We start from the raw sequence: 24,332 nt of genomic DNA, 5'->3' as shown, positions 1-24,332 counted from the left end.
TTCACCGAGCAAGGGAGTATCCCACCAATCGACTCATCGTCAGCACGTTAGCCGAAGGCGCCTAACCGGTGAATCGAGCCGACCTCCACTGAGGCCGGCGGGAGAGACTTGTGGTCCTGTACGCACACCACAAGAAAGGCTCCCCATGGAAGTTACCGGGTTGCAATGGTTGGTTACTATTCTCATCATCGCGGGTCTGTTGGCCTTCGACTTCGTGTTCCACGTTCGTAAGGCGCACGAACCCTCCGTCAAGGAAGCGGCCATCTGGTCGAGCATTTACATCGGTATCGCGCTGCTGTTCGGTCTGTATATTTTCGTGACGAACGGCCCCTCCGCCGCCACCGAATTCTTCGCAGGCTACATCACCGAAGAAGCTCTCTCGGTCGATAACCTTTTCGTCTTCATGATCATTATGGGCACCTTCCGTGTCGCCCGTGAGAATCAGCAGAAGGTCCTACTCTTCGGCATCGTCTTCGCGATCCTGGCGCGCGGCTCCTTCATCTTTGCCGGCGCGGCAATCATCAATTCCTTCGCCTGGGTGTTCTACATCTTTGGCCTGGTCCTGCTCATGACCGCAGGTAACCTGCTCAAGGACGAAATCACCGAAGGCGACGGCGACGACGAAGCCGATAACATCATGGTCCGCCTCGCCATGAAGTACCTGAAGACCAGCGACCACTTCGACGGCGACAAGCTCTTCACCATCGAAAACGGCAAGCGCGTCATGACCCCTATGATGCTCGTCATGGTCGCTATCGCCGGTTCCGACCTGCTCTTCGCGCTCGACTCGATCCCCGCGATCTTCGGCCTCACCCAGTCCGTCTACATTGTGTTCACCGCGACCGCGTTCTCCCTCATGGGTCTGCGTCAGCTGTACTTCCTCATTGACGGCCTGCTGGACCGCCTCGTCTACCTCTCCTACGGCCTGGCGACCATCCTCGCGTTCATTGGTGTGAAGCTCATCCTGCACGCAATGCACGAGAACAACCTGCCGTTCATCAACCACGGTGAGCCCGTGCATGTGGTTGAGATCAGCACCGAAATGTCACTGATGGTCATCGTGGGCGTCCTGATCATTACCGTGCTTGCCTCGCTGCTTAGCCCCAAGGGCCGCGCGCTGCAGACCATTCAGCGTGTTCAGGCGCTCTCCGAGAAGTACCTGGCACTGCCCGAGGATGCACCCGCCGCCGAGCGTGCGGACGTCACCGCCCGCTGGCAGCAGGAAACCGAGAAGCTCAACGCCATTCCCGCCAAGCTGCGTGAAGAGCTGATCGAGAAGGAAGACGAATACCATGCCCTCGTGATGCGTGCCCGCACCGCACAGGATGCGCACGCTTCCTCCTCGAAGTAGTATTTTGAGCTACTGAGTATGCGGCCTCATCAGGCTAAGCGCTAACACTAAAGCCCCTCACACCGGATTAACCGGAGTGAGGGGCTTTAGCTATATCAGAGATATTTCAGAAGAATTACTGGTTGTGAACTTCAGCCAGCATGTTCTTCAGGTGGCCCAGAATGGTCAGCGAGTCAGAACCGAAACCGTCGTGGTGGTGGGTCTTCGAGGTCCACACCTGAGTGTTGCCGACCCAGCGAGCGGTCTCCATGGAGTGCTCAAAGTCCACGTACACGTCCGGGTTGTATGCCGCAGCCACCACGGGAACCTCGTTCTTGTGCAGCTGTGCGTGGTCGTACAGGCGACCCCAGTCCTTCTTCTCAGCCAGCAGGTGTGCAACCTCAGCCAGCGGACGCAGCGAGGGATCCTCCTCGTAGTACCAGGGGAAGATGTGCTCGCCGGTAAAGAGCAGACGGTCCGCATCCGGTGCGAACTCGGGGCGGGAAGCCGCCACGCGAGCAGCAGACCAGTTGGTCGGCGCGGGGGAGGGGGACAGCTCGTAGCCGGAGATGCCGGGCAGAACGCCGTCAGCGGGGCCGTCAGCGTAAATGGTCTCGTGCATCAGGGCGTACAGCGGGTTCGCCTGGAAGGTCACCTCGGCACCCATAGCGGTCAGGAACTGATCAGACAGGTGGTCGTTACCCTCAGCGAAAGCAGTCTCCAGGAAGTAGTGCAGACCGCGCTCGCGCCAGCGGCCACCCAGGAAATGGCCGGCCATCTGGAAGCGGTGATCGGTCAGACGCTCACCGGTGGGCAGGTACTCCTTGTGGGTGCGCAGGTGCTCAGCAATGCGGGTAGCGAGCTCAGCGTCCTCGGGGAACCAGCTGTAGTACTCCTCAACACGTTCCTTCATGCGGTCGAAGGTGTGCTGGTAGACGTTGTCCACGGAGGTACGAATCGGCGCCAGGCCCGCGGTGATGCGGCAGTCACGCAGCGACTGCGGTGCGAACGACAGGTAGGACAGGGTCAGGAAGCCACCGAAGGACTGACCAATGGTGGACCAGCGCTTGTCGGCACGGTCAGCTAGCAGCACCTCGCGGACAGCCTCCGCGTCAGCGATGATGGAGTCCGCACGGAACAGCTCAGTGTACTCAGCCTGAACCTGCGCGTCACCCACAGCAGTGATGTTGCGAGCAGATAGCGGGGAAGACATGCCGGTACCGCGCTGATCCAGAAGAATCACGCGGTGAGTCTTCGCCAGCTCAGCAATCCAGCCGCTAATGGAGCCGGTCTTCGGCGAACCGAAACCGGGGCCGCCCTGCAGGTACACAATGTAAGGACGCTTATCAGCAGAAACGGTCAGAGTCTCGTTGGTGTTCACAACCTCGCGGGCGAACACGGTGATGGTCTGGTCCGCGAAACGGGAGGAGAGAGCGGCATCCTTGCCCTTGGAGAAAATCAGACCGTGGGTCAGGGGAACCTGGAACCAGTGGTCGGTAATCTCGTAGCCGTCGTGCTTGACGACCGAACCCTTGCGGTACTCAACCTTGGGAAGCGAAGAAACGGTCAACGGTGAACCTTCTTTCATACAAATAGATAGATACTCTGTATTCTAGCCCACTATGGGCAACATCTGGGCAGAGCCTCGGGGGGAGTCTCAATCGGAGCCTCAACCGGAGTCTCAATCGGAGTCTTAGAACTCGCCCACGCTCAGAATCTTCAGCACCGGGTACCCCGCCTCATCGGATGCCGCCAGATCAACCTCGGCACGAATACCGAAGTCAAAGTTATCTTCGGGGTCGGCGAAGCTCTGCTGAACCTTCCATACGCCCGGGTGGGCGGCGGTGTCCTCATCCATGCTGACCAGGCGAGGTGAGCGCGCGTCGGCGTCCGTGTAGATGTCATCGTAGGTGTCGAAGTAGTCGTCCATGGCATCCGCCCAGCGGTCGGTATCCCAGCCGCACCACTCGTCGAGGGTGCCCAGGGCACGGTCACGCTCGTCAGCGAAGAGCTCCACACGGCGGAAGAGGGCGTTGCGTACCATCACGCGGAAGGCGCGCAGGTTTTTCGTCACGGCGGGAGGTTCTTCCTCCTCGATGGAGGCGTGCTCGGCTGCAATGGTCGCGGTGTCTTCGCCGGCAGCCAGCTTCTCCCACTCGTCCACCAGTGAGGAGTCGGTCTGGCGTACCAGCTCGCCGAGCCACTCGATGATGTCGTCGAGCTCGTCGGTCACGGCAGAATCGGGGATCGTGTGGCGTAGTGCCTTGTATGCGTCAGAGAGGTAGCGCAGAAGCACACCCTCTGCACGTTCCAGCGAGTAGTACTGCACAAAGTCGTTGAAGCCCATCGCGCGTTCGTACATGTCACGCACGATCGACTTGGGGCGCGGCTCAAAACGAGCCACCCAGGGTGCGGACTGCTTGTAGGTCGTGTACGCCTGATCGATGAGCTCCGCCAGGGGCTGGGGGTATGTGACCTTGTCCAGCTCGTTCATGCGTTCGGTGTAGTCCACACCGTCCGCCTTCAACTGTGCCGACAGTTCGTTCTTCGCCTTGCGTTCCTGCGCGTACAGCACCTGGTTCGGCGAATCCAGGGTCGCCTCGATGAGGGAGAGCGCGTCCAGCGCGTAGCTGGGCGATTCGGGGTCGAGCAGCTCCAGCGCGGCGACCGCAAAAGCGGACAGCGGCTGGTTCAGGGCAAAGTTATCCTGCAAATCCTCGGTCAGGCGCAGGTAGGAGCCGTGCTCGTCCGGGGTATTGGTTCGCTCAATCACGCCGCCGGTCAGTAGTTCCTTGTAGATGCCGATTGCCTTACGCAGCAGCTCGCGGCGGCGCGCGGGGCTCTCGTGGTTCTCCTGAATGATGCGGTACGCGGCAACGACCGGGTTCTCCGGGCGGTGCATCAGGTTCAGCAGCATCGAATGGGTGATGTCGAAGGAGGAGGTCAGCGGCTCCGGGGCTGCCTCTACCAGCTGGTCGAAGGTCTTCTCGGACCAGCCAACGAAGCCTTCCGGCGCCTTCTTACGCTTGGAGGACAGCGACTGGTTAATACGCTTGGTGTCGTCACCGAACTTCGCCTGAGCCTTCGCCAGCAGGCGAGCGTTCTCAATATCATGCTCGGGTGCCTGAACCACCACGGTGCCGGCGGTATCAAAACCGGCGCGGCCGGCGCGTCCAGCAATCTGGTGGAACTCGCGGGCACGCAGACGGCGGCTGCGGGCACCATCAAACTTCGACAGCGCCGTAATCAGCACGGTACGAATCGGCACGTTAATACCCACACCCAGGGTGTCGGTACCGCAAATGACCTTGAGCAGACCCTCCTGAGCCAGTTGCTCCACGAGGCGGCGGTACTTGGGCAGCATGCCCGCGTGGTGAATACCGATGCCGGCACGCACCAGCTTATTCAGTGCCTTACCGAAGCCCGGGCCGAAACGGAACTTCGCAATCAGCTCGGCGATGCGTTCCTTATCTTCCTTAGAGGCAATAGCCACCGACAGCAGTGCGTTCGCCTGCTCCAGCGCCGCCTTCTGCGAGAAGTGCACAATGTAGACCGGAGTCTGCTTGGTCTGCACGAGCTCCTGCACCGTCTCCTGAACCGGGGTGGTGGAGTAGTAGAAATGCAGCGGAATAGGACGCTCAGAGTGCGCCACCAGGTCACTCTCACGACCGGTCAGCGCTGTCATCTCTTCCTGGAAGCGAGTCGTATCGCCCAGGGTCGCGCTCATCAGCAAAAACTGCGCCTGCGGAAGCTCCAGCAGGGGAAGCTGCCACGCCCAACCGCGCTGCGGGTCAGAGTAGAAGTGGAACTCGTCCATGATGACCTGGCACAGATCCGCATCCTTACCCTCGCGCAGGGCAATATTGGCGAGAATTTCCGCGGTGCAGCAGATAATGGGCGCCTCCGTATTAATGGCGGAGTCGCCGGTAATCATGCCCACGTTCTCGGCACCAAAAATATTGATCAGGTCAAAGAACTTCTCAGACACCAGCGCCTTAATGGGGGCGGTGTAGTAGGAGCGCTGGCCGGTCGCCAGGCCCGTAAAATGCGCGGCAACAGCCACAGTGGACTTACCGGAACCGGTCGGGGTTGCCAGCACCACGTTATGTCCGGCGGCAATGCTCAGAACGGCCTCGTCCTGGGCGGGGTACAGGGTCATGCCGCGGGTCGAAATCCACTCGGTGAATGCCTCATATATTTCTTCCGCGGTGAGGGGGTTGCCCTTAAAATCGCGTCGATTGTAGTCACCGGGATTCTCGCCCAGCGTGGGAGAAAGAAAATTCAAAATACTCATGAGGATTCCAGTCTATCGGGAATAGCGCGGGTGCGGGGGCGTTATCGTTACTACATCGTTACTACAAGGGAGCAAACGGGTACTCGTGAAGTGTTTGCGGGGTGTTCGCTGCATCTTTGCACAGCGTTCGCGGTTTCTTCGCGGTTTCTTCGCGGGGCATTTATAGGCCGTTCGGGAGGCACGGTGTCGCGTTAACGCGGGAATTCCCCAAATTCGTGTAGTGTAGAACAAAGCACTAAAAGTGCAGTGGTGCAAAAACCTGGTGCTCAGAAGATCGAAAACATAGGCCTCCATGCCGCATAGATTACCGCGTAGATGCAGAATCCGCCGATTGATGTCGGTGCATGTTGAGCGGCTGATGCAAACCCCAAAATACGTTGCATAAATGACGACACGCCCATCTATGACGCAAATAGTGTTGCGTGCCACATTGATAAAGGAATAGGGTAAGAGAAAGGAGAGACGTTGAATGACTGAATACAACGCTGACAAGGCACAAGAAAACGCCGCGCGTGAAGAAGCTACGCATGAAGAATCCATGCATAACAAAACCACGCAGGAAAAAGCCGCTCAGAAGAAAACTGTGCAGAAGAAAACTGTGCAGAAGAAAACTGTGCAGAAGAAAACTGCGCAGAAAAAAGCTGCACAGGAAGTAACCGGTAGCGAACAGCGCAAGGCAGAAGAGGAAGCCCTCAAAAAGCGCCTTGCCCTGCGCGTCACCGCACCCGGATACAAATACCCCTGGCACCGCTGGGCAATCCCCGTCCTCGGAGAAACCGCCGGGGGTATCGGCGCAATCCTGATTCCCGTCATGGTGGGCCAGTTCATTAACCAGCACATCGCCGGCAAAGCCCCCGACGCCTGGCCCATGTTCTGGGTGGTCGTCGCAGCCATTACCTTCATCGTGATCAACGAGTTCTTCGGCTGGGGCACCTCCATGACCCTCAGCGCGGAACTTAGCCGCGACTGGCGCATCTACATCAACCGGCTCATGGGACGCACCCGCACAAGCGTTGACGCGGGCGAAGCGGTTACCATCATGAACAAAGACGTACGCCGCATTACGGATGTTTACTTCTCGCTACCGCTATTCGTCAACGCCATGATTGTTGCGACCCTCGGTGCCGTGCAGCTCTGGCTCATTAACCCCGTCACCGCGGTCGTCACCCTCATCGGCACGCTCATCGTGGTTAGCGTTATCGCCTGGTACTCGACCTTCCTCGAATCCAAGATTGGCGAATACCGCGAAAAGGACGGCGAAGCCTCCTCACGTGCCTCTGACATCGCCACCGGTCTGCGCACCATCGCCGGCCTTGGCGCCGAAGAGCAGATGCGTGAACGCTACCACCGCGGCACCGACGAAGTCTTCGACAGCTACATGCGCTACGAAAAGACGCACCGCTGGATGTACCTCATCCGCGCGCTGCTCGGCGGCGCCGTGACCCTGCTCGGCATCGGCTTCGCCCTCACCGGCCACGTCGAAAACGGCCGCTGGGTATCCGACACGCCCGCCGCGTCCCTGGTGACCGTCGCCTCCATTATCGCGATGATGGGCGGCCCCATCTGGATTACCCAGAACTTCCTCACCGCATGGCGATACGCCAAGATCGCGCTCGCCAAGGTCGCCCGCCTCGAAGGTCACGCGGGCGTACGCCAGGGCGTGCTGAAGAGCCCGCGCACCGACGAAGAAATGGCGCAGCTGGCACACGCCGAACAGGCAGTCGAGGCGAGCACCCTCGAGGTGCCCGTACCCGTTGCCCCCGCCGGTGCAAGCAATCCGCGCATGGTGTACGTCAACCCGCGCGACTACAACCTCACCGCGCAAGACTACGCCGAGGCGCTCGCCCGCACCCTACGTCGCGGGGGAGAGGACCTCAAGGACGCAACCGGCCGCCGCGTGCTGCTGAGCGAACCCAACCCCATGATTTTCGCCGGAACCCTGCAGGAGCACCTGCGCCTGGGCACTGTGCCGAACCCCGACGAGGAGCTGGCACAGGCAAAGGATGAGGAGCTGCTGAAGATTACCGACTCCCGCGAAATCGCCTACCGACTGGGCGGACGCAACCCCGAAGACTACTTCGCCGCCCGCATCACCAGCGAAGGTGCGAACCTCTCCGGTGGTCAGCGTCAGCGTCTGGCACTCGCCCGCGCACTTGCACAGGACGCGCAGGTGCTCATCCTGACCGAGCCACTGAACTCCGTGGACGAACCCAGCCAGCGCTACATCTACGATGCGATGGAAACCCAGGTCGGTAGCGACCGCCTGCCCGTCGGTTACCCCGGCCTGCTGCAGGATTTGGAGCAGGTCTACGTTGTCTCCACGACCGCGGAGACGACCCGCCGCATGGAACGCGACGGCTACCCGGAAATCGCTCAGCCTGAAACTGCTCAGACCGAAACCACTCAGAATAAGGAGGTGAACTAGCATGGCAAAGCAACTCCCCATCGAAGCCCCCGCCTACGTGGCACGCCGCATGTGGAACTACCTCGCAGCGCATAAGGGGCGAGCCCTCTACACCTTCATCATCTACATGGTCAGCACCCTCATGGGTGCGGTGGTGCCCCTGCAGATTGGCGCCACCGTGGACGATGTGGTGGTGGGCAAGTTCTCCAGCTACCCGTGGCAGCCGATTCTGATTATCCTGGCGGCTTTCATCGTGCAGGCGATAACCCTCATGGTCTCCTCGTACAGTGCGGCGCGACTGGGCGCGCTCGTCACCCGTGACGCCAACCAAGACACCCTCGACGGCACCCTCGACCTGGACGCACGCACCGTGGAAGAAGCCGGCAGCGGCGACCTGCTCACCCGCGTGACCGACGACCTGTCCTCGGCGGCCAAGTCCGTCAGCGAGGACCTGCTCGGCGCAATCTACGTGGTGCTGTACTTCATTATCTCCACCATCTCGCTAGCGGTTGTGAGCCCGGCAATGGGTCTAATCATGCTACCCATGATTGCCGGTCTTGCCCTCATCATGTCGAAGATGCTGCCGCTCATGGCGGCACGCAACCAGACCGCCCAGGAGCGCGTGAGCGACCTCAACAGCGTGCTGACCGAGAACATCCGCGGCACCTCCACAATCCGTGAGCTGGGTGTTCATACCGCCCGCGAAGACGCCTTCGCCGGTGAGAACAAGCGCCAGTTCGCTGCGCAGCTGGGCATGGTGCGCATCCGTCAGCTGTACTTCACAGTGGACGCTATCAACGCCTGGATCCCCACGATTCTGTGTATGCTCTGGGGCGCCGCCTGCGTGGCTCTCGGCTGGGCAAGCTGGGGCGCCGTAGCGACCGCCTCGGTCATGGTTTTCAGCCTGCGAATTCTCGCCGACATGCTGAACCACCACGTCAGCAGCCTGCGCATTATGCTCGTGAATATGGGCCGCGTGTTCGGCGTGGTCTCCCTGGCGAAAAAGCAGCGTGAGGCGCGTGCACAGCACCGTGCCGAAGCGTTCTCCAAGGTTTCGGATGAAGCCGTGAAGAACCCGGAGTACGCCATTGACTGCACCGATGTCTCCTACGGCTATTCGCCGGACGCCCTCGTTCTGGAAGGCATCAACCTGAAGATTCGCCGCGGTGAGGCGCTCGCCCTGGTGGGTCGTTCCGGTTCGGGTAAGACTACCCTGGCGCGTCTGATTGGTGGTTCGCTGACCGCCCTGGAAGGCACCATCACCGTGATGGGTCGCCCGGTTGGTCACGGCGACTTCCCGACCGATGCCGCCGCTGATGGTCGCCCGCGCCTGCTGGTCTGCACCCAGGAAGCACACGTCTTCTTCGGCACCCTCGCCGATAACTTTACGGTGGTCGTTCCGGATGCAACCGTCGAGCAGATGGGCGAGGCACTGGACGCTATCGGCGCCCACTGGTGGCGCGACCTGCCGCAGGGCATGGATACTGTCGTCAGCGGCGCGGATTCGCCGCTAACCCGCGATCAAATTCAGCAGCTGGCGCTGGCACGTATTGTGCTTGCTGACCCGCACGCCGTGATTCTGGACGAGTCCACCACTCAGCTGGAACTCGCGGACGCAACCGAGTCCCTGAGCGCCGTGCTGGCGAACCGTGCGGTGCTAATCATTTCGCACGATGCGCGTATCGCCTCGCTGGCTGACCGCGCGGTCCTGCTGCACGAGGGTAGGATCATTGCGGAGGGTTCACCGGCAGAGATTTTCGCCCTGACCTAAGCCCGGAGGATAAGTCCGGCTGATAGTGTCCGGTACCGTGTGAAGCGGTGCCGGGCACTACTTGTTTAACGGGTGGTTTCCGTACAAGGGTGCGCTGAAATCGGCGGTGGGGCGCCCTTGCAACAACGCAGGACTCAAACAAAAATTTTGGAGAGATTCACTTGTCACCCGCAAAACTTTCAGCTACGGAGAATCATTGTGATAACCTGGCAGAGCGATATGGGGTGCCTTGAGACGCCCGCGACCCGCTAACCCGCCCAACTGACCGCCCAACGAAGGGTTACGGCACAGCGAAGGGCTACGGTACAGTGGACGCACGAAACGGCGTGAGAACACTCAAGGCTGAGAGAATCACCCATTGAACCTGCTCTAGTTCGAACTAGCGAAGGGATTATCGATGATGGCAGAGCAGCCTACTGCGCCCGCGTGCGCACCCACCACCCCCACCAGCCCTGTACCCGGCGCGAGCGCCTCCGGAGCATCCGGGGCACCGCAGACAGCTCGGGTGCCGAGGGTTCTCTCCATTGCGGGAACTGACCCCTCCGGCGGTGCAGGCATCCAGGCGGACCTCAAGTCTATTGCCGCATCCGGCGGTTACGGCATGTGCGTGACCACCTCACTGGTCGCCCAAAACACGTGCGGTGTTCGTGAAGTATTCACCCCACCCCTGGAATTTTTGACCGCGCAGCTTGCCGCCGTTTTTGATGACGTCACGGTTGACGCCGTGAAAATTGGCATGCTCGGTGACGTAGACACGATCCGTACCGTCCGCACCTGGCTGAGCGAGCACCCCGTGCCCGTGGTCGTGCTCGACCCGGTCATGATTGCTTCCAGCGGTGACCGCCTGTTGCAGGCAGAAGCGGAGCAGGCGCTGCGCGATCTCGTGCCGCTCGTGGATGTGATTACCCCGAACATCCCGGAGCTCGCCGTGCTCTGCCAGAAGGAGCCCGCCCAGACTTTTGATGAGGCGCACGAGCAGGCTGCGAACCTTGCGGCGGCGACCGGAACTACCGTGATTGTGAAGGGCGGCCACCTGTGTGGTCAGGACGCCGGTAACACCGCGGTCTTCCCGGACGGCACCTGCGCGCACGTGCGCACCCCGCGCCTGGACAGCCGCAATACGCACGGCACCGGATGCTCCCTGTCCTCTTCGCTGGCAACCCGCCTGGGCGTGGAACTGCTGCAGCACACCGAAGCCGCAGGGCACACCGCAGAGCAGAGCGTTCTGACTAGCGAAGACACCCACCGCGCCCTGCAGTGGAGCACCCGCTGGCTCCACGAAGCCATTGCCGCAGGTGCCGGTCTGCAGGTCGGCTCCGGTGAGGGCCACGGTCCGGTGGACCACGCCGCCCGTGCCCGCCGCCTGGAGGCTGCCGCTTCCTCGTACCCGTGGCATCACCTGCTCGCCACCACCGACTCTGAGGGCAATACTCTTGACGGCACCAGCCCGGAGCGTCTGCTGCCGGTCAGCCCTGTGCCCGCTGGTAAAGCCGTCGTAAAGCCCGCCGGTCCGTGGACCGCCGCCCTCTGGGCAGCCGGTGGCGAAACCTGGCACCAGATTCTGGACCTGTCCTTCGTGCGTGCCCTCGGTGAAGGCACCCTCGACGAGGACCTGTTCGCCTTCTACCTGGACCAGGACGCCCTCTACCTGCGTGATTATTCGCGTGCGCTCGCGACTCTCTCGGCGCGTGCTGATACCGCTGCGGCGCAGGTGCACTGGGCAGCCGGTGCGCACGAGGCGATTGCTGCCGAATCGCAGCTGCACGAGGGCTGGTTGGCGAACCGTGCGCGTCTCAGTGGCGCCTCGCCGATTACGATGGGGTACACGAATTTCCTGCGTGCCTCCGCCGCCGGTGATGATTACGTGGTCGGTGCCGCGGCGATTCTGCCCTGCTACTGGCTGTACGAAGAGGTGGGCGCTGTGCTCTCCTCACAGAATCACGCGGACCACCCGTACGCGGAGTGGTTGAGCATGTACGGTGGTGAGGATTTTGCCGCGGATGTGGCCCGTAGCCTCGCGGAGGTAGAGCGTGCGTTTGAGGCGGCCTCACCGGCTCAGCGTGTGCGTGCGGCGCGGGCGTACCTGTCGGCGTGCGTGTACGAGCGTGAGTTCTTTGATCAGGCGCACCGAGCATTGCGTTAGTTTGCCGGGCGCTGCGCTAGATGGCTGGTGCTGCGCTAGCTGATGGGCATTGCGTGAGGGGTTGCACCGCAGCCAGCTCACCGGTGCGTTAGGTGCCGATGCTTTAGGTACCGGTGCGTTAGGTGCCGTTTTTGCGGCTGAATACCGCCCCGGCATGGTGTGAGATGGGTGATTGATGCTTCACTCAAGCTACCGCTGGTTCGGGGGTTGTGCCGGTTATGCTTAAGGCGTCGGTGAAAACCGTTTGCGGCAGGATTCCGGCCCTCAACCAACTAGCTGATGTACCTGCCGCGCCCGCACCTCTACGGTGTGTAACCGACCAGTTTGGCCCGCCGCAACCACCTCATCCAACCCCCGCGGCGGGCCAAACGCCTTCCTTCTAGCTTTCGCGAAGAATATTCGGCATAGAAATATCCCGTGCAGATACTCTCATCTGCACGGGATATTTCTATATGTCTAACAATTGCGGATTAGCCGTTGCGGCTAGTGCGGCAGGGAAGGGGAGAATCGCCTACTTGCTCTCGCCCTTGAGCGCACCCATGAGCGGACCGATCACGTCCATGGGCAGCGGGAAGACCACGGTCGAGTTCTGGTCGGCACCCAGCTCCAGCAGGGTCTGCAGGTAACGCAGCTGCAGGGAAGCGGGGGACTGGCTCAGAATGTCGGATGCTTCCTTCAGCTCGCTGGAGGCCTCCAGCTCACCGCGTGCCGAAATGATTTTTGCGCGGCGCTCACGCTCAGCCTCAGCCTCGCGAGCCATGGCGCGCTGCATAGCCTCGGGAATCTCAACGTCCTTAATTTCGACGAGCTCCACCTGAATACCCCACGGCTCGGTACGCGAACCGATGATGGAACGCAGGTCCTCGTTCAGGTCCTCGCGGTGTGCGAGCAGGGTGTCCAGGTCAACGCGACCGAGCAGGGAACGCAGGGTGGTCTGCGCGATCTGGCTGGTGGCAATCGGGTAGTTCTCAACCTCAAGCACCGCGTTCTTGGCGTTGGTCACGCGGAAGAGGACCACGGCGTTCACGCGGGCGGGAACGTTGTCCTTGGTGATAACTTCCTGCGGGGGAATGGTCAGGGTGATGACACGCATATCAACGCGCTGCAGGGAGTCAACGAAGGGGAAGACGACGTTCAAGCCGGGCTCCAGTTCCGAACGCAGGTGACCGAAGCGGAAAGAGATGCCGCGCTCGTATTCGGGGATGACACGGAACATACGAATCAGAATAAAAAGAACAATGACGGCAACTGGGATGAGGATAGTTGCCAGAGTGACGGGATCCATGGTTTTCCTTCACAAGTATTGGGGGAGGACGGTATGTGTGCCCACCTGCCCGCGCCTCGTACGGTGCAGGTAATAGGGGTGCCCGGTAACCGGGCTATGTTTGGGGGAGTTTAGGGAGGGGAATTTTCCGTCCCGGCGGCATACGGTGGTCGGTGCTTTAGCGGCACCCCGCATGGAAAACTCAAAAGAGGAATAAAAGAGAATCCCACGCAGGGTGGCTGCCGAAGCTAACAGACGGGACCAATCGACCGGTCAGCCGCCGGAACGGAAAAACTTGTGCAGCGCTACTTCTTCGCCATCTGCTCTGCCAGCTTTTCAGCAGCCTCAACCTCAGCCAGGTTCTGCTCCTGCAGGACCTCATTCGTGGTCTTGTGCAGTCGCTTAACCGAGGCGCCGGTACCTCTCCATGCGGGGCGGTCCGGGTCGAGGACAGAGGTACGAACCGGCAGGGTTGCCTCCGCAATCATCTGCTTGCGGGTCTGCTCGGTACGGCGCTTACGCTCGTTCGACACGCCACCCCACTTCGCCGCGAAACGATCCATCTTCACGTTCACCGATTCATCAGCGGTGGATGCGTGAATATGCTTCGGATCGTTCTCGAAGTTCGCGGGGGAACGCATGAGCTTCACAGCCAGCGGGTAGGTCAGCGACAGGCAGACCACCGCGGCGGCACCCTCCACCAGAAGCTCCAGCGGGGAGTGCCAGACGATAGCGGCACCAATCAGGATGACCACGCCCAGCAGCGAGACAGCAACCGCCAGCCCGCGGTGGAAACGACCCGACTCGGAGTAGGGCCATTCATCCACTTCGCGAGTGAGCTCGCGGCCATTCGCCGAGACGGTGCAGCTGTCCTTAATCGGGCAGGTGTTACACACGCTGGGCTTGGCACGGTAACGCATCACTCGGTTATCCGAGTCGAATGCGGTCGCCCACAGCCACTGGTCCTCGGGGCAGAGCCACGCGTCGCTCTCTTCGTGGTAGGTGAACCCGAAGGTTCGCGCCGCCACCATACGCTGGCTGGTGCGCTTGGCGAGAATATCGAAGCCCCAACCCACGGCGACCAGGCCGAGCGCGTACACGCAGGCCAGCAACACGAGGAAAGAAACTCCAGCAATCTGCTCAGGCATGGTTAGCCTCGACGATCGCTACGGTAGGGGCTGGTCTGCTCGGGCAGCTCCTCGGCAGCCTTAGCGCCGGCGAACTCTGCGATGCGAGCGTCCTCAACCACCTCGTACAGCGGCGGTTCGGGCAGTTCCAGGACGGTTTCCTTAGCGTTCTTGGAGAAGATCTCCTTGATACCCAGCAGTGCCAGCTTAATCAGCGGGATAATGCCGACCAGGAAGATCACGTCACCGGGCATACGCATCCAACCCATCACGGCGGAAGCACCGTCGTGAATGAATGCGAAGGAACGAGCCTCGTAGTAGCCTTCACCGACGGACTTGTACAGCTGAGCAATACCCAGCGGCAGCAGCGAGATGAAGGACATCCACAGCAGACCAATGTTCAGAGTCCAGAAGGAGAACTTCAGACCCTTCTCAGGCCACTTGTCCTCAGGGATCAGGTAGCGCAGACCAAACACCGCGAACGCGATCGCGAGCATACCGTACACACCCATCATGGATGCGTGTGCGTGGTTTGCGGTCAGTGCCGTACCAATCTCGAAGTAGGACACGATCGGCAGGTTAATCAGGAAGCCGAACACGCCCGCGCCGAGGAAGTTCCAGAAGCCCACAGCAATCAGGAACATAACAGCCCAACGGTGCGGGAAAGGCTTGGTGCGGTTGGAGTACTGGCGAGCACCCAGCTGCATGAAGCCCCACGCCTCAACGGTCAGGAAGGTCAGCGGGATAACCTCAGCAGCCGAGAAGAACGCACCGAATGCCATCTGCTCGGAGGGGGTACCGACGAAGTAGGTGTGGTGCAGAGTACCAATCACACCACCGACGGAGTAGAGCACGGCGTCCATCATGATGATGGAGATTGCGATGCGCTCGCGGACCACGCCGAGTAGCACGAAGATGTACGCCACCATGACGGTGGTGAACAGTTCGAGGAAGTCCTCCACCCAGAGGTGAACCACCCAGAATCGCCAGAATTCGGCGACGGTCACGTGAGTACGCTGACCTGCGAGCAGGCCGACTGCGTAGAACATGGGGATGGCGAGGCCGGAGAAGAGGAACAGCCACGGCAGGGAGGTCTTCTTCGAGCCCTTCAGGCGAGCGGAGAGGGTACGCCAGACGATGACGATCCAGATGAACATACCCGCGGTGAGCAGGATCTGGAAGAATCGCGGCAGGTCCAAGAACTCCCACTGCTGCGAGAAGAAGCCGGTGAATTCCTTGGGGATGAGGCCCTTCTGGGAGAACCATTCGTTCAGCAGCGAGCCGAGAACCACGAAGACCACGGCGCCGATGAGAACGTAGGTGAGCAGGCCCTGCTTCTTGGGCTCGCGGCGGGTAATCAGCGGGGCGATGAAGATACCGCCCGCCAGGAACGCGCCTGCGGTCCAGAAGAGGGAGAGCTGAAGGTGCCAGGTTCGAGATACCGTGTAGGGCAGCAACTGGCCCATGTCGACACCGAAGAATCCGGTGAGTTCTTCACGGTAATGCTCGGTGAGCGCACCCACCAGAGCCTGCAGTAGGAACAGCACCAGGATCGTTGCGAAGAGCAGGCAGGCTGCCTTCTGCGAGGGGGTCAGTCGAACTTCGTCAGGCTGACGGAAGTCGAGGACGGGTGCCTCTTCCGCGTGCCAGCCGATAGCGCGGGACCAGCGGCCGTAGATGGCGAACATCAGACCGGTACCACCGATGAGGGCAATCAGGGAGAGTGCCGACCAGACCATCAGATCCGCGGTGGGCTTATTGTCCACGTTGGGTTCGGAGGGCCAGTTGTTGGTGTAGGAGTAGGGCTGGTCGGGACGGTCTGCCGCCGATGCCCATGCGGTCCAGCCGAAGAATGCAACGATGTCGTGCAGTTCTTCGTCGTTCTTAATGGCGTTGGGGAACAGGCCCTGCGAGGTGTCGCCCTTCATCAGGGTTTCGCGGTAGTGCTTGAGCATCAGCTGGTAGCCCTTGGTCTGACCAGCGGACCAGGTGACGGTCTTGCTCTGCTCGTCGTACTTGTTCTCCTTGCGCCACTCGTTCTTGACCAGTTCGCGGGGTTCCTGCTTACCCTGTTCACGGTATTCCTTGACTGCGGCGTCGGTGGTCAGGCGCAGGTATTCTGCAGTGTAGTCGGGGCCGAGGTAGGCACCGTGACCGAGTACGGATCCGTACTGCTGCAGGCCGCGTCCCTGGAACAGTTCCTGACCGTGCAGGATCTGTTCTTGGGTTGCGATGGTTTTGCCGTCGTTGCCGACGATTTTGTCGGGAAGCGGCATGGAGAGTGCGTAGGTGCGCATTGCGAGGACTGCCATGATGGTGAAGCCCAGGAGCATCACAAACGCAACAGCCTGTACCCAGCCTTTTCCGGCATAGGCACCGACCGTGTCTGAGCGGCGGGCAATCTTTGCTGCCTCCGCACGCGAGACGGGTTTTGTAGCCATAGTGTATGTCTCCAGTGTGCGTGGAATTTGTAGGTGGAGTGGTCCCGACGCACATCCGCTGGAGGGGCGGCTCACTATGTTCAGGGTGAATCGTCCTTGAGGGAGGTGCGACAGCCCACCCTGCTCTCATTTTTGCATATTAAATGCGTATTTAAGAAACTTTACTGACGCAGCGTCATAATGTGACATGGCTATTTGGCGGGGAAACCAGTAATCTAAGGCGGAAAACCTGAAATATTACGTTGAGGTTGAACCCTTAGCTTCCGCGCTACCTCCCCGCCTGTAACAGGGGAGGAGGCGCCGGGATGGAAGCTGTGCAGACTCCCTCAATCGGGGCTTTTGCTTAGGCCCCTACTCGAGCGTCTACCGGGGCTCTCACAGGAACCTGGGCAGGAGGCGCATCCCAGCATGTGGAAGGGGAGCGCGGCATCCCTCACGTTCCTACACTCGGGTGTGGAATAATAAAACCCGACGCTACTAAACACAGTACAAATTTTTTTGCGGCACAGGTTACCGCAGTGCAGATTTTGTGCTCTTTGGCGGCGTATATTCAGAAGGGGTCACTCACCTCGCATCCACGGCGGACCGTCGCCGCAGCCCACAATCTATCGGCACATCAGGAGAGTTCACGTGCTTCTCTATAAATCCACCCAGAAAGCAGTCACCGGAATCCTGCGCACCGTCTTCCGCGCCCGAGTGACCGGACTCGAAAACTTCCCCGCCACCGGCCCGGTGATTGTCGCCTCCAACCACCTGTCCTTCCTGGACTCCATCATTATTTCTGCCATGATGCCGCGCCGCGTGGCGTTCCTCGCCAAGGCTGAGTACGTGAACACCCCCGGCCCGCGCGGCAAGATGATGAAGGCATTCTTCGAAGCCGTGGACATCATTCCCGTGAACCGCTCCGACCGTTCCGAATCGCTTAAGGCACTCGACATTGCCCTGGAGAAGCTGCAGAAGGGTAAGGTCTTCGGCATTTACCCCGAGGGCACCCGCTCCCGCGACGGCTACCTGTACCGAGGCAAGATCGGTGTGGCGTGGCTGGCGCACATGACCGGCGCACCCGTGGTACCGGTTGGTCTGATTGGTACCGACCGCCTGCAGAAGCCCGGCTCGAACATGATTTACCCGCGCCGCTTCACGATTCGTGTGGGTAAGCCGCTCTACTTTGAGAAAACCGGCGAGAAGATGACCGGCAAGCAGCGCCGCGTCACCACCGACACGATCATGGATGAGATCGCTCAGCTGTCCGGTCAGGCGCGAAAGCACGAGTACAACGTTTCGCCCTCAGCCGCACGTGACGCAGGTTAGGGCACGCCCCGCCTATACCGCGTAGACTTAAACCGCGCATTCACGCACCGCCCCACGCGCTTTGGGGGAGATGGGTGTAGGATGCGCGGTTTGTCGTATGCGCGAGCCTGGGATAACCCCGATAGCCCAGCAGCGGCAACCCAGCAGAAAGCCCGCGCCGACCCCCGTAGAGAAGCACCGTCAAGCCCAGTAGAGCGAGGAGAAAGTACCCATGGCAGAGCCTTCCAGCTACCGCCCCGCCCCCGGCGAAATCCCCACCGGTCCGGGCGTTTACCGTTTCCGCGATGCCGACGGCCGCGTCATCTACGTGGGTAAGGCGAAGAACCTGCGCAACCGCCTCAACAGCTATTTTGCGTCGCCGCAGACGCTGAGCCCGAAGACCTACGCAATGGTGCATACGGCGGCGAGCGTGGAGTGGACCGTGGTGGCGAGCGAAATGGAATCACTGCAGCTCGAATACACCTGGATTAAGGAGTTTTCGCCGCGGTTCAACATTGCGTTCCGCGACGATAAGTCGTACCCGTACCTGGCGATTACCGTCAATGATGTGTACCCGCGCGCCATGGTGACCCGCGGTGAGCGCCGTAAGGGCGTGCGCTATTTTGGTCCGTATTCGCAAGCGTGGGCGATTCGTGAAACCCTGGATGCGCTGCTGCGCGTGTTTCCGGTGCGCACCTGCACGAACGGCGTGTTTAACCGCGCGAAGAATAGTGGCCGGCCGTGCCTGCTTGGTTATATCGATAAGTGCGCGGCTCCGTGCGTAGGCAAGATTAGCGCCGAGGAGCACCGCGAGTTGGCGCGCGGGCTGACCCGTTTTATGGGTGGTGGCGCTGAGAAGCATATCGCGCAGCTGACCGCGGAAATGAAAGCCGCCGCAGCTGATATGGACTTTGAGCGTGCCGCGATTCTTCGCGACGATATTGCTGCGCTGACTAAGGCGTTTGAGCGTAACGCCGTGGTGCTTGGCTCGACCGTGGATGCTGACCTGTTCGCCTACGCCGAGGACGACCTGGAGGCGTCCGTTCAGGTGTTCTTCGTGCGCGGCGGCAGGATTCGCGGCCAGCGCGGCTGGATTGTGGAGAAGGTCAACGACAGCACCGACGCGCAGCTCATCGAGCAGCTCATCGCGCAGGTGTACAGCGATATTGCGGCGAGCCTCGCCTCCCAGAAGGATGCCGAGAAGAGTCTGAACAGCTACGATATTCCGCGTTCCGTGCTCGTGCCGGTGGAGCCCGAGAATAAGGAGCAGCTGGCGTCCTGGCTGGCGGAGGTGCGTGGCGGTCCCGTGGAGATTAGCGTCCCGCAGCGCGGCGACAAGGCAGAACTCATGAAGACGGTCGCCGAGAACGCGCGCCAGTCGCTGACCCTGCACAAGAGCCGCCGTGCCGGTGATTTGACCACCCGCAGCGCCTCCCTCGTGGAGTTGCAGGAGGCGCTGGAACTGCCGGACCCGCTGCTGCGCATCGAGTGCTACGACATTTCGCATGTGCAGGGCACGAACGTGGTCGCGTCCATGGTCGTCTTTGAGGACGGCATGCCCGCGAAGAACGCCTACCGCACCTACAGCATTACCGGTGACGCCGCGCGTGACGATACCGCCAGCATGTACGACGTCATTACCCGCCGTTTCAAGAGGCACCTGGCGCAGCAGGCGGAACGTGAAGCTGCGCCCGTACACTCCGGCGAGATTGATGCCTCCACGCCCGAGCCGGCGAAGTTCGCCTACCCGCCGAACCTGGTGCTCGTGGACGGCGGCCCGCCTCAGGTAGCTGCCGCATCCGCCGCGCTGAGCGACCTGGGCATCACGGATGTGTACGTTGTTGGCATCGCTAAGCGCCTGGAGGAGCTGTGGCTACCGGACGACGACTACCCGGTCGTGCTGCCGCGCACCTCGCAGGCGCTGTACCTGGTCCAGCGCCTCCGCGATGAGGCGCACCGTTTCGCCATTACTTTTCACCGGTCTAAGCGCGGTAAGGCGATGGTCGCCTCCGCCCTGGATGAGGTGCCCGGCCTGGGTGAAGTGAAGCGTTCCGCACTGATTAAGCATTTCGGGTCGGTGGCTCAGATTAAGCAGGCGAGCGCCGAGGAGCTGACGGCGGTGCCGGGTATTGGTCCGGCGTTGGCTCAGAAGATTCTGGCGGCGCTGGCCTAATCCTCTGGCTGGCGCTGGCCTAAGTGCCTGCTGACGCTGAGTGAAGGCCCGCCCGGGGTGTGAATGTAGCACCTCGCCTCGTAATAGCGCTTAACAAACGTGTCATAATTGAAGGAAACCGTCATCATTACGAGCGCGCTATCTTTGCGTGCTCTCAACCAGTAGAGTGGAAACCGTGAGTAATAACCATCTGCGCCTATTCACCAGCGAGTCGGTGACTGAAGGCCATCCCGATAAGATTTGTGACCAGATTTCTGACGCCATCCTTGACGGCATCATCGCCCAGGATCCCGCAGCGAACGTTGCTGTGGAGACCATGGTGACCACCGGTCAAGTGCATGTTGCTGGTGAGGTGACTACCTCCAGCTACGTCGAAATCCCCTCCATCGTGCGCGAGACCATTCTGGGTATCGGCTACGATTCCTCTACCCGCGGCTTCGACGGCGAGTTCTGCGGCGTGTCCGTGTCCATTGGTGAGCAGTCCCCGGACATTAACGCCGGCGTGTACGAGTCCCTCGAGGTTCGTCAGGGCATTGCTGCTGACGAGTACGACCGCCAGGGTGCGGGCGACCAGGGCATCATGTTCGGTTACGCTTCGAACGAGACGAACGTGCTGATGCCCGCCCCGATTTGGCTGGCGCACCGCCTCTCTGAGCGTCTGACCAAGGTCCGTAAGGACGGCCTGCTGACCGAGCTGCGTCCCGACGGCAAGACTCAGGTGACCCTCGGCTACGATTCGAACAACGTGCCTGTCTCCGTGGACACCGTCGTTGTTTCGAGCCAGCACACCGCAAGCTACGACCTGGCTGACCTGCGTGCAGACATTGAGAAGCACGTTATCGCACCGGTTCTGGGTAGCGTCGAGCTGGATTCCTCCAACGCTAAGTTCATTGTGAACCCCGCTGGCCGCTTCGTTCAGGGTGGTCCCGTGGGTGACGCGGGCCTGACCGGCCGCAAGATCATTGTGGACACCTACGGCGGTTCGGCTCGTCACGGTGGTGGCGCGTTCTCCGGTAAGGACCCGTCGAAGGTGGACCGTTCCGCAGCGTACGCAATGCGTTGGGTTGCGAAGAACATTGTGGGTGCCGGTCTTGCCGACCGCGCCGAGGTTCAGGTTGCGTACGCTATCGGCCAGGCAGCGCCGGTCGGTCTGTACGTTGAAACCTTCGGCACCGAGAAGGTCGACCCGATCAAGATTGAGAAGGCTGTGCGTGAGGTCTTCGACCTGCGCCCGCTGGCAATCATTAACGAACTGGATCTGCGCCGCCCGATTTACAAGAAGACCGCAGCTCACGGCCACTTCGGTCGTACCGAGCCGGAATTCACCTGGGAGCGCCTGAACCGCGTGGATGCACTGCGTTCGGCAGTGTCCTCCTCCTAATATCTGTCAGGGTAGAGGAGCACGCTGATTCGGGTGACTCAGAGCAGTTCTGAATCGAACTCTTCGGCACCGTTAGGTGCTCAGCAGGAATCCCTGCAACAGCTAGACCTGTTGCAGGGATTTCCTGCTCTTCGTGATGCCCTGATTCCGGCTGCCCCAGAGCCGGTGAACGTTGCCGCCGAGTTGGAGGCGAGCGGCGTGCCGAACCCTGTGGCGCGTGTGCGCGTGGATAGCACCCTGCCGCAGGTGGACCGCACGTTTGATTACCGCGTGCCCGCTGAGCTGAGTGAGGATGCGGTGCCCGGCGCCCGCGTGCGTGTGCTGTTCAACGGTCATGAGCTGACCGGTTACATTGAGGAGCGCGCCGCCACGACCGATTGGACGCGCACCTCGCTGCTGCCGCTCAAGTCGGTGCTGTCGCGTGTACCGGCTGTTGCACCCGAAATTTTTGCGCTTGCCGAGGCGCTTGCTGACCGTTACGCCTCCACGGTGGCGAATGTTTTGCGTCTGGCGGTGCCGCCGCGTATTGCCGCTCTAGATAAGAAGTACGCGCCTCTTCTGCCGGGTTACGAGTCGGCGTATTTGGGTGATTCTGCCCCGGTAAGCACTTCCGATGCTCCCGAGAATGCGGAACCCGAGAGCGTGGATTCGGAGCACGCGGATTCTGAGCCTTCTACCGCCTCCGCTACCTCCACTGCCTCCAGTACCGCTACTGCCAGCGCTACCGACCCGTATGCGTGGCTTGCCACCCCCGGCGCACCCGCGCCCTTCGTACTGGACCCGCCGGCGCTGAACCCGGACGTGCCCGATGCCGCCTCCGTCTTCTCCGATTATGAGAACGGTGCGGAGTTCATTGAGGATGTTGCCGCCGGTGCCGCGACCCGCGCCGTGATGACCGTTCTTCCCGGCCACCTGGAGCACACGTGGGCGGATGTTTTGGCGACCGCACTCGCGGCTGCTGCTGTGAGTGGTCGCGGCGCTATTGCGGTGGTTCCGACCGCTAAGAACCTGGATCTTCTGGAGGCGGCGCTCGCCGAGCGTCTGCCGGCTGATTCGTTTGTGCGTTTGAGTTCTGATTCGACTCCGCATACTCGCTATCACGGTTTTGTGAAGGCTCGCCTGGGGCAAGTGCCGGTGGTGATTGGTACCCGCGCGGCAGCCTACGCGCCGGTGGCGAACCTGGGGCTGGTGGTGTGCTGGGATGACGGCGATTCTTCGCTGGTGGAGCAGCGCGCCCCGTATTGTCATGCCCGTGATGTGTTGCTTCTGCGTGCTTCTGCTGAGAATACTGCGGCGCTGTTTGCCGGGTTCAGTATGAGTAGTGAGGCGGCGCGTCTGGTGCGTACCCGCTGGGCGTCTCATGTGTGTGCGCCGCGTGCGTTGGTGCGTGATTATTCGCCGCGTATTTTTTCGACGGGTTCGGAGTTTGAGTTGGCGCGTGACCCGTTGGCGGCGATGGCGCGTATTCCTCACCTGGCGTTTGAGCATGCTCGTCGGGCGTTGGCGCGTGGTCCTGTGTTGGTGCAGGTGGCGCGTAGCGGTTATATTCCGTCATTTTCGTGTGAGCGTTGCCGCATGCCGGCGCGTTGCGGCGAGTGTAGTGGGCCTTTGTCGGTGGCTTCGGGTTCGTCGGTTCCGTCGTGTTCGTGGTGCGGTCATTTGGCGCAGCAGTGGCGTTGTTCTGAGTGCGGTTTTACGCATTGGCGTTATTCGGCGGCGGGTGCGACTCGTACTGCTGAGGAGCTGGGTCGTGCGTTCCCGAATGTTCCGGTGATTTCTTCGGCGGGCGACCATGTGCGGGCGTCGGTTGGTCCTGAGCCTGCGTTGGTGGTGGCGACTCCGGGCGCTGAGCCGGTGGCTTTTGGCGGCTATGCGGCGGCGCTTCTTCTGGATGCCGATAAGATGCTTCGTTTTGATTCGTTGCGTGCTCCGGAGGCGGCGTTGCGTCGCTGGTTGAATGCGGCGGCGTTGGTGCGTCCGGCGGCTCTTGAAGGCACGGTGGTGACGACTGCTTCGCCGTCGCCGGTGGAGCAGGCGCTGGTGCGTTGGGATCCGGCGTGGTTTGCACGTGAGGAGCTGGAGGAGCGCGCTCAGACGGGTCTGCCTCCGGCGGTTCGTACGGCTGCGGTGACCGGTGCGGAGGCGGATGTTCGCGCCTTCATGGAGGAGTTCTTGGGCTCTTCTGCGCTGCCGGAGCGGGTGCGTGAGCAGTTGCGTATTGTGGGTCCGGTCCCTCTAGATCAGGGGTATTTTGCCTGGTCGGAGTCCCTTGAGGAGGATTCTGAGGAGGCGCCGGTTCAGGGCGATTGGCGTACCCTGATGTTCTTCTCGTATGGCATTGCCCAGCAGGTGACCCGTGAGTTGCGTGCTACGCGTGCAACGATTGCGGCGTTGAAGAAGAACGTGGGGGAGCGCCCGGTTCAGATTCGTTGTGACGGTCTGGACGTGCTGTGATTTTCTAGTCGTGCTGTAGTGTTCTAGTGAGGGGCGGGTTCCCTGCCTAGGCGCGGAGGAAGTGTGTAGCGAACCGTCGCTGTACATCGTTTGCTGTACGTCGCATACGCTACCCGGCAACCATGAATTGAATACGAGAATGCCCCCCCCCCCCCCCCAGGTTCGGGGGGGTGCCGCGGCGATTATGTATATATGAGGATATAAGGCCCCGCGGCCATCCCCGCGCCAGGACAAAACACAACGCCCCGAAAATTATTAGA

Annotated in this window: 13 protein-coding genes; 8 read left to right on the top strand and 5 right to left on the bottom strand. The window is 61.1% G+C overall.

The window, feature by feature from the left end:
• Positions 1-145 precede the first annotated feature (145 nt).
• Complete coding sequence (locus NML54_RS06835; protein WP_254756915.1) at positions 146-1,351, top strand: TerC family protein; 1,206 nt, start codon at positions 146-148, stop codon at positions 1,349-1,351.
• Positions 1,352-1,466: 115 nt separating this feature from the next.
• Here NML54_RS06835 and NML54_RS06830 read toward each other — a convergent pair whose 3' ends face one another.
• Both NML54_RS06830 and NML54_RS06825 read right to left on the bottom strand, forming a co-directional pair.
• Entirely contained in the window at positions 1,467-2,918 is a 1,452-nt protein-coding gene (locus NML54_RS06830) for an alpha/beta fold hydrolase (RefSeq protein ID WP_371925796.1), read from the bottom strand.
• Between the two features lie 105 nt (positions 2,919-3,023).
• Positions 3,024-5,624 (bottom strand): DEAD/DEAH box helicase, encoded by a 2,601-nt coding sequence (locus tag NML54_RS06825; RefSeq protein ID WP_254756911.1) that lies wholly within the window; start codon positions 5,622-5,624, stop codon positions 3,024-3,026.
• Between the two features lie 469 nt (positions 5,625-6,093).
• On the opposite strand from NML54_RS06825, the gene NML54_RS06820 reads away from it, so the two are divergent.
• From NML54_RS06820 to NML54_RS06810, 3 genes are all read left to right on the top strand, one after another.
• Positions 6,094-8,049, top strand: a complete 1,956-nt coding sequence (locus NML54_RS06820) for an ABC transporter transmembrane domain-containing protein (RefSeq protein ID WP_254756909.1) — start codon at positions 6,094-6,096, stop codon at positions 8,047-8,049.
• Between the two features lies 1 nt (position 8,050).
• Positions 8,051-9,799, top strand: coding sequence for an ABC transporter ATP-binding protein (locus NML54_RS06815; RefSeq protein ID WP_254756907.1), 1,749 nt, complete (start codon positions 8,051-8,053; stop codon positions 9,797-9,799).
• Between the two features lie 397 nt (positions 9,800-10,196).
• Positions 10,197-11,942, top strand: coding sequence for a bifunctional hydroxymethylpyrimidine kinase/phosphomethylpyrimidine kinase (locus tag NML54_RS06810; protein WP_254756905.1), 1,746 nt, complete (start codon positions 10,197-10,199; stop codon positions 11,940-11,942).
• A 511-nt stretch (positions 11,943-12,453) separates the two neighbouring features.
• Here NML54_RS06810 and NML54_RS06805 read toward each other — a convergent pair.
• From NML54_RS06805 to NML54_RS06795, 3 genes are all read right to left on the bottom strand, one after another.
• On the bottom strand, positions 12,454-13,227 hold the full coding sequence (locus NML54_RS06805; protein ID WP_254756903.1) for a slipin family protein: 774 nt from the start codon (positions 13,225-13,227) through the stop codon (positions 12,454-12,456).
• Positions 13,228-13,511: 284 nt separating this feature from the next.
• Entirely contained in the window at positions 13,512-14,354 is an 843-nt protein-coding gene (locus NML54_RS06800; RefSeq protein WP_254756901.1) for a transposase, read from the bottom strand.
• Positions 14,355-14,356: 2 nt separating this feature from the next.
• Positions 14,357-16,774, bottom strand: coding sequence for a nitric-oxide reductase large subunit (locus NML54_RS06795; protein ID WP_254756900.1), 2,418 nt, complete (start codon positions 16,772-16,774; stop codon positions 14,357-14,359).
• A 630-nt stretch (positions 16,775-17,404) separates the two neighbouring features.
• Here NML54_RS06795 and NML54_RS06790 point away from each other — a divergent pair.
• The 4 genes from NML54_RS06790 (at position 17,405) to NML54_RS06775 (ending at position 24,072) form a co-directional block, all read left to right on the top strand.
• Positions 17,405-18,085, top strand: a complete 681-nt coding sequence (locus tag NML54_RS06790) for a lysophospholipid acyltransferase family protein (protein WP_254756898.1) — start codon at positions 17,405-17,407, stop codon at positions 18,083-18,085.
• A gap of 211 nt (positions 18,086-18,296) precedes the next feature.
• Positions 18,297-20,237 (top strand): excinuclease ABC subunit UvrC, encoded by a 1,941-nt coding sequence (gene uvrC / locus NML54_RS06785; protein ID WP_254756896.1) that lies wholly within the window; start codon positions 18,297-18,299, stop codon positions 20,235-20,237.
• Between the two features lie 175 nt (positions 20,238-20,412).
• On the top strand, positions 20,413-21,618 hold the full coding sequence (gene metK / locus NML54_RS06780) for a methionine adenosyltransferase (RefSeq protein ID WP_005506182.1): 1,206 nt from the start codon (positions 20,413-20,415) through the stop codon (positions 21,616-21,618).
• 33 nt (positions 21,619-21,651) lie between these two features.
• The gene (locus NML54_RS06775; RefSeq protein ID WP_254756894.1) at positions 21,652-24,072 is read left to right on the top strand and encodes a primosomal protein N' family DNA-binding protein; all 2,421 of its coding nucleotides are present in this window, start codon (positions 21,652-21,654) and stop codon (positions 24,070-24,072) included.
• The last annotated feature ends 260 nt before the right edge of the window (positions 24,073-24,332 follow it).

This window comes from Rothia gullae, from assembly GCF_024294905.1.
GTDB lineage: Bacteria > Actinomycetota > Actinomycetes > Actinomycetales > Micrococcaceae > Rothia.
The sequence above is the reverse complement of the archived record's forward strand: the minus strand, read 5'-3'. Positions and strand labels throughout refer to the sequence as shown.